This is a genomic window from Shewanella sp. SM32, from assembly GCF_025654235.1.
GTDB lineage: Bacteria > Pseudomonadota > Gammaproteobacteria > Enterobacterales > Shewanellaceae > Shewanella > Shewanella oncorhynchi.
This window is the reverse complement of the sequence record NZ_JAKKRO010000083.1, coordinates 1-14786: the sequence shown is the minus strand read 5'-3', so window position 1 is coordinate 14786 and position 14786 is coordinate 1. Positions and strand designations below refer to the sequence as shown.

Genomic DNA, 14786 nt, shown 5'->3' with positions numbered 1-14786 from the left:
TTGATGGTTCAATGCCTGTTGTGGCTAGTTGGTTTACACGCACAGCAACAGGGCTGGGATAAGCATTTTCAGGCCAATACCATTGGGCATCGAACGGTACTCTCAACGATTCGCTTGGGATTGGAGGTACTCAGGCGGCCTGATTATCAAATCACGGAGAAAGAATTGCTGGCGGCCTGGGTATTATTCGCCAATCAGTTGCTCAAATATGGCTATGCTATGGCTGATTTATGAGGGGATCCTTCAGCATTTAGCACTGTCGCCGCCATAAATAATTCTGCAAAGTAACAATCAAACTTTCGGTCTCTTTTAGTTCTGAACCCAGCTTTGCCTTGTGCCAGATCATTTTCTAGTGCTGCAGAAGAGAACCAATCTGCCTCCTACCAACGACGTTTGTCACCTCGAAAACGGCGGTTAAGCCTTTCACATCGACGGAGGTATTGATCCAACACGGTTTCAGCGGCAGTGATCAATACTGCAGGGTTGGCATCATTTCCAGCAAAGCTACCATTCTGTATATGACGCTTTAGCGAGATATTATCTTCCAAAAATAAAGTGTACAGTCGCTGTAGTAACGGCTGGGAAAATTTGAAGCATGAGGCCGAATAGATTATGTCTTTTTTCAACCATACCGCTAAGCCCTGTAAGGGTTTTGACCACGAGATTACAAACAGACGCATTAACAGAAGGCTGTCAAAGTACTCGTTTTCAAAATCTTGCGATCTCCAGTCATAAATAGCCGAAAAATCATCACTTTCTTGGAGAAAAACTATCGGATTATGAGAGATTAACTCCAAACCATCCCACCCCTTAACAAAATCATTAAAAACGTAATTGAACAGCTCATCCCAATACTGACTCATCATAGCGTTTACCCCTAAATGCCAAATAATGCTGCAACTAAAGCAACATCCTGAGCAATATGATGCTGGCTTTAACGTCAAACGGTGTCGTCAATATCAATTCAAAGATAAAATTTTGAGGGAAAATTGGTGTGCTTCTATTACAGTAGTTTTAACATGATGAGGAACGATTTGAGGCAGCTCCATCCCTATGTTCTGATATCCATTTGAAGTACGCGATAAGGAGACATTAATGTTTTACAATCTCCTTGTAGCATCAGGCATACAGTTTTAACACTGATATCCTATAGTGTTAAAAGAAATGACTCCTCTTCTCAAAACAGTAAAACCAATATGATTCTCTTGGAATGTTCGGGTACTGAAACGGTTCAAATCGAATTGTTCAGGCATGAATATCTCGTGAGAAAAAAGATCAAAGCCAACTTCCTTTAGTATTTCCTCGGGAACTATATAGTTCTGGTCTACAAATCCCCAGAAAGTCCATCCAGTTTCAACACATATTGCTAAAACCTTGTTATTGGCATAACTGGAACAAGTTGCCCCCAATGTTGCGCCAACTAGGTTACCAATCAAGGCCCCCAACATTGGTATAGGGATCATCATCTGTCCAAGTACCGCACCGCCTACACCCATAGCAAGCGCAATAGCATCTCTTGAAGAATTGAAAGCAAGTTCTTTGCCTGAAATCTTCCCTTGGGCATATCGCCACGTATGTTCAATCGAACTAAGTACCATTGCGGTTGCCATACCAACAGCAGATGGAGGTATTCCCTTGAGAGACGGCCCCAACAAGCCAGCTTTGCATGAACCAGTGATCACGGCTGCAATTCCGCCACGTAAGCCAGCGTTTGACGAGTGAGAAATCACGTTCCCGACTCCCTCTCGAAGTAATATTTCATCCAATTGGCCAGATTGTTTATACTTTGCAAGAATACGTAAGACATTTGGAGCCGCCATTATGGCTGCAGAAAAAATAACAGCATTAAGTGCCGCACTTCCTGACTCTCTATATATATCTGACCATTCGATAAAACCTTCGGTTCTCAGTCCATATTTTTCAGGATTAATTTCATTATTTTGCTTGAGATCTGCTGCAAGGTTTTTTGCTTCACTCTCAGTTAACGGCTTTGAATTAATCCCATTTACTTCAAGACGATCACTTACCGAATCAGCTGTATTTTGGTATGCCGATGATACTTCAGGACGGTTATCTTGATTACGAAAAGCTTGTTTTTGTGACTCGGCTATAACACCTTCAAGCTGATCTGTCGGTACAATTTTTTGACTATTATTATAGTCAGGGTTGCCAAGTTGCTTGGCGGTTCGCTCTGCACTATTGTAGTATTTTAGTTCAGCATTATATTCAACAGAGGAATCACCATAAGAAATATCTTGTCCGGTTTTATTAGTGCCTAACACTTCGGCTTTTATTTCACTATTGCCCTTAGCCGCTGCAGACACTTTTAGTGTTTCGGAGTGCCATACCTCAGCCAAATTGCCCTTGGTAAAATTAACACTTACATTGTCAAGCCGCACGGCTTCTTTCTTAAGCGCCAAAACAGCCTCATCAACAGCCTTTTGAACTTCGTCAACAAACTTTGCTGATTCAAGTGCACAAGCACCTGAATAATATTTACTTGCATCTCGGTAGGCCTCCTTAAATTCTGACATTATGAACTGCCTTCGTTGCTAAGCCAGTTATCTAATTCCTTACTGACAAAATTGTAAATTGCAACCTTTGTTTGTTCATACTTCAATTCATTAGAATTTAAGTAATTTTTTACAACTCTATAGAGTGAATAACCAGGGACAAAAACCAAAGGAAGAGTACAGATAAAACCCAAAGCGACTACACCGCCAATGTTTCCAGTTAGAACATCACGACTAAAATCTAATTTTTCCTTAAGCTCTTCAAAAGCCGATTTTTGCTCAATTTTACCTTCCCCAAATACAACAGCCTTACTGCCATCTCGACCGTAGCAGGCGCCTTCTGTATTGATAAGGGTCGTGATCTGCGACATATAGATCTTGGTAAACTTGTTTTCCTCGCTATTGCCAATGAATAAGATATGATTTCGGCCTGATAAAGTGGGCCTATTTTGTTCATAAATATCCAGTATCCAAGCAGTGCTATCAAAGCCTTCCAGTTTAGAAATTTCGTGTTGCAGACAGATGGCTAAATCTTCGTAATCTTTGGGATAAACTATAATCACACGCTTATTAGAAAACATCATCAGCTCCAATTTTTTGCTCTTGAAGAGCGTTTGTAAATAAAGAAAAACTCTACCTAATGTCGTTCCATTTGAGTTTGATAAATAATTTTGCTCTCTAATTTCTTGATAATGATAACTAAAATACACGTTTACTTATTGAATAAATGTGATATAAATCAATTTAATACCTGTTCTATTCATCAGTAAAATCCCACCAAGGTTTTTCATTTTTCTTCCCCTTATATGCCTTAAAAGCATCATAATCAGGCTTAAGAATAACGAACCTAAGCACGAGTAACACACCAATGATGAGAATCAAAGGCATGCATCGAACAAGCATTCCCACAAACAAGTCCATAGAAAAGGTTCCTTCGTAACAGAATGATTATAATGACTATTTAGTATATGCCTGACGAAAAGGCTTTTTACCGTTCAACTACCAGTGAGATGCAGAGCTAGATTAGCGCGAAGATCTATCGCAATCTCGGGATCAACTTGATCAATAACATGTTGTTGCTGTAACCAATGCCTTAACTTTCGACCAGTTCTTCCAGCATTAGATACTTCAAGAAATGCTAGTAGGATTTCAAACACGAGATGTTTTTCCGGTATGTCAGGATAAAAATTCATATCAATCATCAAGATCTTCTGCAAATCAATGCCTAATGATTTAACGCAAGTAAAACTTAATTCCAACGAACCATTCGACGCCGCCTTGTTGAAAATTCTTAGCCAACTGGCGATTGCAGTCATATCTCTATCAACTGGTTCAGCAAGATCATCTACAAACGTTACGTCCTGTTTGCGTAAAAATGCTGGGATATCAAGGCAATCAAGCACTGAATTGCTATACACTGGCGCGGCAAAACAAAGAGATACAACCCCTGCCACTGAGCCAAACCCTGCTTCACCGGCTGCACGAGTGTGCCTTATAGTTCGCAACTCTGGTAAACCGTCAGCTTTTTGGTCACGTACGGCGACCAACACACAGCAGGTTTGCTCACAAAGCAAACTATACTTAACGGCAATTTCCTCAGAATCCTTGCTGCTCGACAATCTTTGGTAAGCAGCCAGACGTGACAGAGTTCCAGTACTAATCCCTCGAAACAGCCTTACCGGGATTGACTGATTTTGCTGCATAATTTCAATATTCACGTAGGTTTTTGGTGATATTTCTGTCTCAGATGTGGCATAGCATTGATATCCATCACCAGTAAACAGTAACTGTTTATCAACTTGCTCATTAATTGGTATCGGCCAATGTATTTTAAGATCTGTTATCTCTGGCTGACGGCATCGTTTAAATTGTCCCACAATCGCATCTGCCATCGACTCGTTTGGGGATACATAGATGGCTGAAGCGCCAGTACTGCGTGACAATTTATTCAGAAAAGCTTCGTTTACTGCAGAACCCACGCCCACACTGAATAATCGTATATTTGCTTTTGTTGCATCCGCGATTATTGCTGCGGTATCCCACACTTCACCATCAGTGATAAGCAACATTTGAGTCGCAAATTCTGCATGCCGTCCAGTTTTGCGAGCCAAGTTTAATGCTGCGGCAATTTCTGTTCCCCCCATATTGGCATCTAGCTGGTTGATGTATGCATGAAGTTTTGCAAGGTGCTCACTATCGGCAGGAACAGGGGATGGAAACAAACTCTGTGCTTGAGACCCAAAGGAGATGATGTTAAACCAATCTGATGGCTTGAGAAGTGTTTTAATTGCGACGAAGGCCTTACGCACTTGCTCAATAGCATCTCCACACATTGAACCTGAACGGTCAACAATAAACTGGAAGCACTGAGCTGACTCATTGTGGTTATCTGAGGATGGTAATAACAGGTTGGCGCAGTACTGCAACCCAAAAGCACTCTTTTCAACTAGAATCTCGCCAGTAAATGAAGGTAATGCTTCTAATGTAACTATGATGTCCCTATCAGGAATAACCCTATCTCCTGATAAGGTTAAAGAGTTATCTTCTCGTTTTATTGTTAATGAATGACTTGGGCTGGTAACTAATGAGGAAGATAATTCACCGTTAATCATCAGATTAAATGTTAAGCGCGCACCATTATCTAGTGTATGCTCAATCTTTTGATAATCTTGTAAATTTGCTGTTCGCTGATGCCCGTAGCGGTCAGCAATTGTACACGGAAAATAAAACCGCAGCTTACGGTCTTGCCAGTTCAGGACTTGGGCATATTGAATAGAAATGGTAACTTCATCATTAGGTAGCAAATTACCAACATTGAGACAATATAACCCATCATTCAACCGATCCAGTAATACAGCACTGTCACCTTCTGCTATAGCACCTTCGTATTTATCAGTTCCGATAGCTTTTGGCATCACTTCACCTGTGAACTGACGCTCACCAATCGCCATAGATAATCCTAAAATGATCGCATCTAGTGGTAACGTAAATGAGAATATGGCTTCAATAGGGCAAGTTTCACGATTTACAAATTCGTGAACCAATTCGACTTCACTGATAGAACCATTCAGTTGCGCATTAACTAAACTGTGCTTTAAAACAATGTCATGATCAAACCCAAATCCTTCTGAATTACCTAGCGCTATGTTATTCATCACATTGTTGTTCATTTTCCACCCCACCATTATTTTTAGGTAAAGAGCACTGCATAACCTGCTGATAGCTACTTATCATTGCAGGTACTAACATCCTTAACTGCTCACTACTCACACCTGCCGCAATTGGGTCAATCATTAGCGTCAGCCCTTGGCCCAGATGCAAATGACTGATTACACGCGTGTCCCCAGCTTTTGGTTGAATATCAGGCAACTCAGGTTCATTTGCATAATTCAGTAACTCTTGAATTCGCTCTAAAGACAGCCCCGCACTTTGCCAACGTTTAATTTTAAGCAATTGCTCAACATGTTCTGTGTCGTACCAGGCTCCACGACCAGCACCATGAGGCCCTTTAATCAGCCCCTTTTGCAGATAAAACCTGATCGTTCTAACTGGAAAGTCGAGCAATCTCGCCAGATCGCTGATGCCATATTTTTCTTGCATCCTGTACCTCCATTTAAACTTCACTTAAATGTATACACCAACAATGTACAGATCAAGTGTAAAGAATAATATTTTTTATGAAGCTTGAATCAATAGAGCAAAAAATTAACAATGAGGATAAGTTGGTTAGCTTAAAACTCTATCGGTGGCCTATTTTCTTTCTGGAATTAAAATTTTTCTATGCAAAATCTAAACCCGCCCTATTCAAAGCTTCTTTGATATAGCCTCATGACATTGACCAATTCATATTTTTTATCTATTGCACTTTTTCCAAATCTTTTCAGATATATATCACTCCTGTGCATAAGCCCATTAATGCTTTCAAGGAGCCTGATATGTCAACAAAAGCGATACCCACCAAAACTGAACCTAACAACTCGATAGACCAGCCAATCAACCCGTGGCCGCAAACTGCCGATGAGGTCCTCGCCTCTGCCGCCAATATCATTGCCGAGCGCTATGTGAAGAAGGACGCCTATACCAACCCTCAAGCCACTAAGGATTTTTTAACTTACAAACTCGGCGGTTATGAGCGGGAGGTGTTTGCGGTGATGCTGCTCGATAATCAGCATCAATTACTGGAGTTTAAAGAGCTGTTCTTTGGCACTTTAGATGCTGCCAGTGTCTATCCACGGGAGGTGGTTAAGGCGGTATTGGCCATCAATGCCGCAGCGGTGATCTTTGCCCACAACCACCCATCCGGTGAATCTGAACCTTCGGCTGCAGATAAGAACATCACCAAACGGTTAACCGATGCATTAGTACTTATCGATGTGCGCGTGCTTGACCATATTGTGGTTGGTCGTACACCGGTGTCCTTTGCTGAACGAGGCTTACTTTAGCCAACGTTTAAACCTGCCACGCCAAATCAAGGAGTCCATCATGATTGAATTTACCGACAGTTTTTCGCAGGCCTGTGTCGCCGAAGCCTGCGCCGCTTTTCCTGAACTGCGTAACCGCTTAGCGGTTGAGCTAATTTTGCCGATGTTTGTACGCCCGCTCAATGCCATGGGCCAAGTGATTGGCAAGCCAGTCGTTGCACCACACCGCGAGCTACATAAAACCGTATTATTTGTTTTTCACCGTGATGTGGTTGAGCACTTGCCCAGGGAGATCAGCTTTTGCCGCTATGTTTGCCCCTGTGATAGTTATGGTGTGCCAACAGGTGAATGGCAGCGTGTGATCAACGGTGTGTACTTCAACCATGGCAGCAACGAGCAACCGAATTGGAGCGTACACACCTAAAGAACGTTACCTGTCATCACCCACTCCACTAGTCGGCTGTATTAACCGCTCTTATTAGCACTGGTATTTATCACTGATCTCGCTAGTCAGCTAACGAGCACCCTACTCCCTAAAGTTCTTTTCAACCATTGAGGTCACTATGACAACTCTTAAACTTTTTGATATCGAGCACGCCTGGGGCTTACCTCGTAAAGTGTCTCCCCGCTTTGGTGCAAGACTGATTTTACGTGGTCTGCACTTGGATTATCTCCATGACCGCGCAAGCTTTGTCGGTGAATTTCCACCAGCAATTAAACAACAATTTGTCGAGGCCTTTCCGACCATGGTTAAACAGCTTGAACGGCTGGTGGCCACCGGCGATATTGATGCCACTGAGCAGCACTGCGTCAACATTGAGCACGCCGGCTTTACCTGTGAGGCCGACACATTAGGCAGCCATGGCTATTTGTATATTGCGATTTATCAAACCGAAACTAAACCAAAGCTAAGCCACTGACCACCAGCAACCTCGCCCTCACTCGATAACCCGTTCATTATCGTAAGCCAGTACCAATCTCGTTAAACATAACTACCAAACTTTAATCTCCCAGCTCAAAAGCCTTAGCAAGCAGCCCTTAGCGACTCACATTAAACCGCTCGACCAACAACTCTTTTATTAACCAAACCGCATAGACAGCAAAAGCCAAGGCGTGACTGCGCCTTGGCTTTTGCATATGCACGTAAATCAAAGAAGGAATATCCCATGACATTAACCATCAAACGTAATCAACTGCCAACGATGCCTGATCGTTTTTACCAAGTGATCGAAAAGGAACTGGCTGAAGTCACACCAAAAGACGCTAACGCCATCACCCTTAATTTTCGCGATCCAGATTACAGCGCCGAAGCCGGTGGCTTTCATCCCGTCGAAGTGCGGCTTGAGAAACAGCAAGATCACTGGCGTTTCGTCTACGTCACCGACTTTGCTTTTCGTGGCCATCCCTTCCCTGAACTGGTTAAAGACATCGATATCTGCTTTAACAGCAAGCAGGTCTATAGCCTGTTTAGTGGCTGGATTACTGAGCGGGAATCACAGGGGCTGATTAAGTTGTTTAGCGATAACTTTGTCAGTTACTACCAGATGGAAGCCTACCAGGTGCAGGTGAGTATGGATTAACCCGCCTCGCCCTCATTTGCGCAAGCATCCTAACCATATCGACCTGTTTCTGCCCTATCGCAATCAACGGGCCAAGCACATCACACCCGCGCCCTTGTTACCCTAAGTGATTACGTCAAGCCTCTGTCGTTAACAACAACCTACCCCGCCTGCAACGCCCGTCGTTAGCGGGCTTTTTGTTTTGGAGTCCACCATGAAAATACATCGCGAAACCATCCTGCCACTGCCAGAGCCTTTTTATGAGTTGTTAGAACGGCAACTGGCCGCACTCAATAACCCGAGTTTCAACATCGTCACCCTAAACTACCGCGATCCCGACTACAGTGCACAGAGAGGTGGTTATCACCCAGTGGAGATCAACCTCTACCGCCAGGGGGATTGCTGGTATCTCAATTACTTCACCGACTTTGCTTACTGCGGCGGGCCCTTCCCTGAGCTTGAGAAAGAAATGGAAGTATTGTTTCAACAGAAGCAGGTCTACAACAGCTTCTTTGGCCGCTGTTACCTCGAGCAAGCCGACAGTTTAGTGAGGTTGCTGCTAGAGAACTTCTGTAACTACGTGGAAATGGAAGTCTATCAGGTTCAAGTCAGTGCCGACTGAAGTTGGTACCCACAAAGGTATTTTGGGAACCAAGCAACGCAGGCCCTATGCGGGTTTGCGATGTGCTGGTGCCCACATTCATCACATAGCCAATTGAGGGAACCAAGCATGAACGAAGTCGAAGCGGTCAAGAACCGCGACACCATCAAGCTTATCAGTTACCTGCTCGAACGTCACTTTGGTGAGCAGATGGCCGATGTCTGGAATATCGGTCTTAACCTGGCCCTTAGGATCTCTGACTTACTGGCCATCAAGTTTAGCGATATCGACGACGACCGCTTAAATATCATTGAGCAGAAGACCGGTAAACGCGCCAGCATCAAGCTCAATCCGAAGACGCTGGCGTTGATTGAGGCGATTCACCAACGTCACCCCGAGCATATCTACCTGTTCCAATCCCACCGCTCGAGCCAAGTCAAAGACCAGCAGGCCCCCGCGAAACCGCTGACACGGCGCGCCGTCGCCAAAGCGTTTGCCTTTGTCGGTGACGATATAAAGTTAGCCCTGGGCACCCACTCGATGCGTAAAACCCGGGGGTATCACCTGTATCAAGCCTGCAAAGACATTGGTCGGGTGATGCGCATGCTGCGGCATCAGTCAGAAGCGGTCACCCTGCGTTATATCGGCATTACTCAGCAGCAAATCGATAAGGACTTTGTCGAGCTGGAAATCTGAGTCAATCAGCACGTCCATTTCATCCTATTCAACCCATTAGCAGATGCAACCTAGGGGTATCTGCGTTGTTTTTCTTGGAGTACATACCATGTATACATTTCATCCCGGTGATCATCTGGTCACCAATATTGATCCGCTTGGCTTAACCGAACACCACGGCCTTTATGTGGGCCATGGAAATATTATTCACTTATCTAAACAGGGCATCATCGAAGAAATCGACCTGCAGCAATTTGCTGGTGGCCATAGTGTCAGAGTGAAAAAGTCCACGCTGTTTCCTCACCAAGCCATTGAGCTTGCACGCAGTCAGCTGGGTCACAGCCCATACGGCGTTGCTACCAACAATTGCGAGCACTTCGTCAATGAATGCTTAGCGGGGACTAGCACCTCTAATCAAGTCAGTAATCTCACCCACATTGCGCTGCAAGGCTCTGCCAGAGCAAGCTTACTGGGGAGCACTGCGTCGAAGTTGGCCACGGGAACTGTCGCAAATGTCGTGTTAGCCTCTACCGCCGCTAAGATGACCGGTGAATACCTAGGGCTACCCGACAACGTCAACACACTACTAGGGACACCTGGAGATCTTGTCGCTAAACCTGCCGAATGCCTACTAAAAGGCACCACCCAAACTCTAGGTGAAAGTTATGCTTGCTTAAGCCAAGGAGAGATAGCCGATGCTGGGATCAAACTCGTCACCGGCAGTGTAGAAACCGGCTTAAACACCATACTGACTACTGCAGAAGTGGGCATCAATGGCGTAAAAGCCGGTGCTGAGCTGATAGCCGATGCATGGCATTGGCTTAAGTCTTAATACTTCAGCTACGGTATTGAGTGCTAAGTCCCCCATTAGCCAACCCCTCTAAACGAAGCGGCATCACTTGCCGCTATCGTTTTTATCCCTCTTGCGATTACGTTGAAGATTAGCGTGATGACGGCGTAACAGGTTTGCCCAGTTAAGTAATACAAACTATCTTCTATCATCCTTGAGCTTATGGCGTTGCTCATGCAGGCAAGTAAACGTGTAATCATTATTTTTTTGTACTACGTTATGCTAAGGTATTACCTAGTAGTACTAAGCATTACCTTTGGAGTAACAGATGAGCACAATCAAACCCGTGTCGGTTAAATTAGATGCCGATATTAAAGCCAGAGTCGAGCATTTAGCCGAAACGCGTAAACGTTCATCACACTGGATGATGCGTGAAGCGATCCGTGAATACGTTGAGAGAGAAGAGAAGCGCGAGGCGCTGCAGCAAGAAGCGTTACGCGCATGGGAAGAGCACCAGACATCAGGCTTGCATGTCACCGGTGACGAAGTGGTGAGTTGGCTGGAGTCCTGGGGAAGTGAAAATGAAAAGGCTGCCCCTACATGCCACAAATAATCTTCACCGCCACTGCATTACGTGATTTAGAGCGCTTACGTGAGTTTCTTCGCACTAAAAATCCCCCCGCCGCACAACGCGCTGCCAGCGCCATAATCAATACCATTAGAAAACTGGAAAGCTATCCAGACATTGGCCGGCCTATCGATGACAATGACTTTAGCTTTAGGGAACTGCTGATTGACTTTGGTGATACGGGTTATCTGGCAATGTACCAGTATGATGGCGGTGAACGATTGACCGTATTGTGTATCCGTCACCAAAAAGAAGCCGGATATTGATAGAGATGCATCAGCAAAGAGGTCTTCGCATGGATGAGCGATTATGAATATACTGCTACTCTCAATAAACACAAAAGCAAGGGATTTGAGCCCCTTGCCCTTTACTTTCCTATTTGTACTAGCAGCAATCGTACAAAGTAAGTTAATCATCAACTTGTAGCCTACCCAATAATCGACTACAGCCATAATGACGACGTCCATCACCATAGGTCTTACTGTCAACTTTGGCAAAGTAACTTAACCGCAGAAACAACGCACGTAAAGTATGGTTCAGGTGAATCCGACCACGCTCTAATAGATAGCAAGGCGCTTTGGGAAAGTGAACTAAGCCTTGTGCTGCAACAACATCCAACGCTAGCGCACTCGCCCAAGCTTTAACGATTCGGTTATACAAATTAGGTCTACCAAGTTCAAATACACCTAAACTTCTATAAGCATTGCCATTAAAAAACAAACAAAGATGGTAGTGTGATCGGTTAAGTTCCCCGGTTTCCTGCACCCAGATATACAGTACTTCACTTTGATGCACAAATCCTTCAGTATTTTTACACTTTGCATTATAATTTGCGTTAATTTTCGCTTTTAGAGATTCAATAAACCGCGTAACATAACGGTTATTATCGGTGTCAAAATAGTCAGGAAATCTCAAGTCAACTCTCACAGCGAAAACCTTTGCATACCTATTTAATGCGTGATAGATAACGTTAAAGTTATTGTGCAAATACTCCCCATAGACTCCATTTTTAAATTGAAGAATTGGCAGTCCACTAAACTCTTTGGCATTTAATACGGTTAAGTTTCTATTGTTATACTGAGACACACCATACCAACCTTAAAGTTATAAAAATAACAACCATAGATTATCAATATAATATTAACAACCTAGGAGTCGCAGCAATTGAAAACAAACGAGCCCCTCACAGAACAAACAGTCTGAAATAAAATATGCTCGTCAAGAAGCAGATGTCAAAACTATACAATATAAAAACCAACTCTGATTTTATATGCAGAAAACAATCAAGCTACACAGGACCATTTTGATTGATATTAAACAGGTTCATATCACGTTCAAAGATAATTCTGTCATAAGGAGCTCCAGGATACAAATCAATAACAACCGTGGTATTATAATCAAAAACATCAATAAGTCTATTCGATAAAAGTTCGTTCAACGCATCATTTAAATTCTTGCTTTTCCTTAACATAGGAGGGCCAAGTTGTAAGACCTTATTCTTTTTAATATACCGATACCCTCGATCACGATATGAATTTAACCATAGAGCTAGCTTTTGCCCCAAAATGACCTCCATAGGTGGTGGGCAAAAATTATTTAAAAAGTGAAAAGAGTAATAGCTCACCAAGTCAATTGCTGTTCTTAATGACTCAACTGATATTTTAGAGTCAAAATTATGTTCAAAATAGTGAATATTTGCTGCAGTTCTAGCAATAATTTCTGCTAGTTTTGAAGCATGATCTCTGGCATTCTCGTAAATTCCCCCAGGAGCCATTTTAAATTCAATATCGTTAGATATATTTAACCATAAATCTATCGCGTCATCTGAAAATTTTACTATTCTACGTTCCATTTATTTACCCTCTAGTAATTCTTCTATTCTTTGATTGAATTGATTGATAAATTCTTTCTCATACCTGATCCCATTGGTTTTCCGACCACCGCTAAGAGGCATTGGGAAGCACACTAAAAAGCGAGAAAGATAACCATTGCCTCTTACAACATCCTGTGATTTATCCATAAATCGTTTCAATGCTTGAGGCTGGATCATGATATGTGTAGTTAACCTAACACCTGAAAGCGTATAAGAATCTGTTGTTTTTCTTGCAACAGTGACATCATCTCCACTCCAAATGGCATTAAGCACAGGTGTGTTTGACATTAAGGCACTATTCATTAGCACACCGCCCTCACTTGACCCAAGATACGCATGTGGTGAGTCATTCTTGAGTCCAAACGTAAGCGCCGCTATCGTACTATCCTCATACATAATTCTGAAAGCCTTTGGCCGTTGTGGTTGTTTTGCTTCATGCTCGATCAACTCTTGTAAAGGATCATTTATTTCATTTACTTCACTTACTTCATTTTCTGTGTTCCTAGATTCCTGCATTTCTGAGCAATCTTTTTTTAAGCGACTTGGATTTAGCATCATGTACCTCTCTCAAAATCTCATACTTAATTAACTGTTCTTTACAAGATAATTCACGCTTTTTTTGGTAATTTTTAATCCCTGCCATTAATAAATTTTCAACCGTAGATTTTCGCTCACCTGAATCAGCACAAGTTAATAAGTTAAGCGAGATTGGACAAATCTTCCCTATTGGTAGTTCAACATCTATATGTACCTGTAAGGCGGTAGAAATAGCAGCAAGCGCTGTACTGGCAATTAAGGGATATGCTGCTTTAGTAATTAAATGAGTTTCAAGTATCGTATTACCTAACAGAGTACCTTCTCCTATTCGAGGAAAAACTCCATTAGATACTGGAAATGTAATATATATATTTTTATTATACCGCCGCGGAGGTAAGTTTTTATTTTCAAAACGTTCAGACATATCAGTTTTCCTTTGATAATAAGTCATATGGTCAGTTACCAGTTCACCTTTAATCCATTACTGAACTCTTATTGATTTAAGCCATGCTTCAACTTCACCGAAATACCAACCAACGGCTCTGGCCCCAAGTGTCACTTTTTTAGGGAAAGTCGGATCGTATCGCGGTGATCGCGGGTTTTGTTTGTCATAGATAGTAGAGCGTGATAGTCCCGTTAACTGAATAACGCTAACAAGTCTAATAATTGAATAGCTAGGAGTTGCATCAAACATAGTCACCTCATTTATGTGTAAATGTACGAGGTAACTATAAGCAATCTTAAGAACTTAAATAAAGGGGAAATGGAGGAAAAATGGGGGGGTGAATGGGTGCAAACCACTCCCCTACCAAATCGAGGCTACTGATTTAAAAGAGATTTACCTCACCCTAACTTTTTTCCGTAAAATAAGCTCAGCATATTTTGTATTATCAACTGAAAAATGACGATCTTTAAAATACGAGAATAATAATTTGTTTCTTTCCCGCTCTGGCAGGATAGTTGTCACTACTTAAAATTTAACCAGTTGGGGCGTTAAGGCTTAATTGTGCCGAGTTATAGTGAAGAACGTAAGCAGCAGATCTTAAATAAGTTACTGCCGCCTTCGAATATGACCGTAGCTGAAGTTTCAAGAAACGAAGGGATTGGGCTGCAAACTTTGTATAATTGGCGGGATAAAGCCAAACAACAAGGTCGTCCTGTGCCCGGAAGTAAACCAACCTCAGAACAT

18 protein-coding genes and 2 pseudogenes are annotated in these 14786 nt (G+C 42.7%); 11 read left to right on the top strand and 9 right to left on the bottom strand.

What is annotated here, in order from left to right; genetic code table 11:
• Positions 1-234 (top strand): annotated as a pseudogene (locus L5M10_RS21640) (IS4 family transposase); the annotation flags it as partial.
• 146 nt (positions 235-380) lie between these two features.
• Here L5M10_RS21640 and L5M10_RS21635 read toward each other — a convergent pair.
• The 5 genes from L5M10_RS21635 to L5M10_RS21615 all read right to left on the bottom strand — a co-directional run bounded on the left by L5M10_RS21635 (position 381) and on the right by L5M10_RS21615 (position 6113).
• Positions 381-866, bottom strand: coding sequence for a hypothetical protein (locus L5M10_RS21635; protein ID WP_263255895.1), 486 nt, complete (start codon positions 864-866; stop codon positions 381-383).
• 267 nt (positions 867-1133) lie between these two features.
• Entirely contained in the window at positions 1134-2534 is a 1401-nt protein-coding gene (locus tag L5M10_RS21630) for a hypothetical protein (protein ID WP_263255894.1), read from the bottom strand.
• Positions 2534-3223, bottom strand: a complete 690-nt coding sequence (locus L5M10_RS21625; protein ID WP_263255893.1) for a hypothetical protein — start codon at positions 3221-3223, stop codon at positions 2534-2536. The genes L5M10_RS21630 and L5M10_RS21625 overlap by 1 nt, the downstream gene beginning before the upstream one ends.
• Positions 3224-3508: 285 nt before the next feature.
• The gene (locus L5M10_RS21620) at positions 3509-5683 is read right to left on the bottom strand and encodes a VIT domain-containing protein (protein WP_263255892.1); all 2175 of its coding nucleotides are present in this window, start codon (positions 5681-5683) and stop codon (positions 3509-3511) included.
• On the bottom strand, positions 5661-6113 hold the full coding sequence (locus L5M10_RS21615) for a MerR family transcriptional regulator (protein WP_263255891.1): 453 nt from the start codon (positions 6111-6113) through the stop codon (positions 5661-5663). Before L5M10_RS21615 ends, L5M10_RS21620 begins: the two co-directional genes overlap by 23 nt.
• A gap of 335 nt (positions 6114-6448) precedes the next feature.
• Here L5M10_RS21615 and radC point away from each other — a divergent pair, with 335 nt between their 5' ends.
• The 9 genes from radC (at position 6449) to L5M10_RS21570 (ending at position 11453) form a co-directional block, all read left to right on the top strand.
• A complete protein-coding gene (gene radC / locus L5M10_RS21610) occupies positions 6449-6955 on the top strand; it encodes a RadC family protein (protein WP_263255890.1) in 507 nt (168 codons plus the stop codon).
• 40 nt (positions 6956-6995) lie between these two features.
• A complete protein-coding gene (locus L5M10_RS21605) occupies positions 6996-7358 on the top strand; it encodes a hypothetical protein (RefSeq protein ID WP_226059026.1) in 363 nt (120 codons plus the stop codon).
• A 139-nt stretch (positions 7359-7497) separates the two neighbouring features.
• Positions 7498-7854: a type IV toxin-antitoxin system YeeU family antitoxin gene (locus tag L5M10_RS21600; protein ID WP_263166367.1), complete on the top strand. Its 357-nt coding sequence runs from the start codon at positions 7498-7500 to the stop codon at positions 7852-7854.
• Positions 7855-8100: 246 nt separating this feature from the next.
• A complete protein-coding gene (locus L5M10_RS21595; protein ID WP_263166368.1) occupies positions 8101-8514 on the top strand; it encodes a DUF2787 domain-containing protein in 414 nt (137 codons plus the stop codon).
• A 193-nt stretch (positions 8515-8707) separates the two neighbouring features.
• Complete coding sequence (locus tag L5M10_RS21590) at positions 8708-9115, top strand: DUF2787 domain-containing protein (RefSeq protein ID WP_263255889.1); 408 nt, start codon at positions 8708-8710, stop codon at positions 9113-9115.
• 108 nt (positions 9116-9223) lie between these two features.
• Positions 9224-9790: a site-specific integrase gene (locus L5M10_RS21585; RefSeq protein ID WP_263255888.1), complete on the top strand. Its 567-nt coding sequence runs from the start codon at positions 9224-9226 to the stop codon at positions 9788-9790.
• A gap of 88 nt (positions 9791-9878) precedes the next feature.
• On the top strand, positions 9879-10601 hold the full coding sequence (locus L5M10_RS21580) for a lecithin retinol acyltransferase family protein (RefSeq protein WP_263255887.1): 723 nt from the start codon (positions 9879-9881) through the stop codon (positions 10599-10601).
• 286 nt (positions 10602-10887) lie between these two features.
• Complete coding sequence (locus tag L5M10_RS21575; RefSeq protein ID WP_011920070.1) at positions 10888-11172, top strand: CopG family ribbon-helix-helix protein; 285 nt, start codon at positions 10888-10890, stop codon at positions 11170-11172.
• Complete coding sequence (locus tag L5M10_RS21570; protein ID WP_076500099.1) at positions 11160-11453, top strand: type II toxin-antitoxin system RelE/ParE family toxin; 294 nt, start codon at positions 11160-11162, stop codon at positions 11451-11453. The genes L5M10_RS21575 and L5M10_RS21570 overlap by 13 nt, the downstream gene beginning before the upstream one ends.
• A gap of 142 nt (positions 11454-11595) precedes the next feature.
• Here L5M10_RS21570 and L5M10_RS21565 read toward each other — a convergent pair whose 3' ends face one another.
• The 4 genes and pseudogenes from L5M10_RS21565 to L5M10_RS21550 form a co-directional block, all read right to left on the bottom strand.
• Positions 11596-12273 carry an inovirus Gp2 family protein gene (locus tag L5M10_RS21565; protein WP_203431823.1) on the bottom strand — a complete coding sequence of 226 codons (678 nt, stop codon included), beginning with the start codon at positions 12271-12273 and terminating at the stop codon, positions 11596-11598.
• A 202-nt stretch (positions 12274-12475) separates the two neighbouring features.
• Positions 12476-13576, bottom strand: a pseudogene (locus L5M10_RS21560) (DUF3987 domain-containing protein).
• Entirely contained in the window at positions 13563-14021 is a 459-nt protein-coding gene (locus L5M10_RS21555) for a YfjI family protein (protein WP_263255886.1), read from the bottom strand. Before L5M10_RS21555 ends, L5M10_RS21560 begins: the two are co-directional and overlap by 14 nt.
• A gap of 57 nt (positions 14022-14078) precedes the next feature.
• On the bottom strand, positions 14079-14291 hold the full coding sequence (locus L5M10_RS21550; protein WP_076500103.1) for an AlpA family phage regulatory protein: 213 nt from the start codon (positions 14289-14291) through the stop codon (positions 14079-14081).
• Between the two features lie 312 nt (positions 14292-14603).
• On the opposite strand from L5M10_RS21550, the gene L5M10_RS21545 reads away from it, so the two are divergent.
• Positions 14604-14786 (top strand): transposase (locus L5M10_RS21545; protein ID WP_263255885.1); only part of this gene is annotated, 183 nt, incomplete at its 3' end.

Bases quoted from the DNA above. Each gene is read 5' to 3' on its own strand.
- L5M10_RS21635 (WP_263255895.1), bottom strand. From the start codon at position 866: ATGATGAGTCAGTATTGGGATGAGCTGTTCAATTACGTTTTTAATGAT.
- L5M10_RS21630 (WP_263255894.1), bottom strand. From the start codon at position 2,534: ATGTCAGAATTTAAGGAGGCCTACCGAGATGCAAGTAAATATTATTCA.
- L5M10_RS21620 (WP_263255892.1), bottom strand. From the start codon at position 5,683: ATGAACAACAATGTGATGAATAACATAGCGCTAGGTAATTCAGAAGGA.
- L5M10_RS21615 (WP_263255891.1), bottom strand. From the start codon at position 6,113: ATGCAAGAAAAATATGGCATCAGCGATCTGGCGAGATTGCTCGACTTT.
- radC (WP_263255890.1), top strand. From the start codon at position 6,449: ATGTCAACAAAAGCGATACCCACCAAAACTGAACCTAACAACTCGATA.
- L5M10_RS21605 (WP_226059026.1), top strand. From the start codon at position 6,996: ATGATTGAATTTACCGACAGTTTTTCGCAGGCCTGTGTCGCCGAAGCC.
- L5M10_RS21600 (WP_263166367.1), top strand. From the start codon at position 7,498: ATGACAACTCTTAAACTTTTTGATATCGAGCACGCCTGGGGCTTACCT.
- L5M10_RS21595 (WP_263166368.1), top strand. From the start codon at position 8,101: ATGACATTAACCATCAAACGTAATCAACTGCCAACGATGCCTGATCGT.
- L5M10_RS21590 (WP_263255889.1), top strand. From the start codon at position 8,708: ATGAAAATACATCGCGAAACCATCCTGCCACTGCCAGAGCCTTTTTAT.
- L5M10_RS21585 (WP_263255888.1), top strand. From the start codon at position 9,224: ATGAACGAAGTCGAAGCGGTCAAGAACCGCGACACCATCAAGCTTATC.
- L5M10_RS21580 (WP_263255887.1), top strand. From the start codon at position 9,879: ATGTATACATTTCATCCCGGTGATCATCTGGTCACCAATATTGATCCG.
- L5M10_RS21575 (WP_011920070.1), top strand. From the start codon at position 10,888: ATGAGCACAATCAAACCCGTGTCGGTTAAATTAGATGCCGATATTAAA.
- L5M10_RS21570 (WP_076500099.1), top strand. From the start codon at position 11,160: ATGCCACAAATAATCTTCACCGCCACTGCATTACGTGATTTAGAGCGC.
- L5M10_RS21555 (WP_263255886.1), bottom strand. From the start codon at position 14,021: ATGTCTGAACGTTTTGAAAATAAAAACTTACCTCCGCGGCGGTATAAT.
- L5M10_RS21550 (WP_076500103.1), bottom strand. From the start codon at position 14,291: ATGTTTGATGCAACTCCTAGCTATTCAATTATTAGACTTGTTAGCGTT.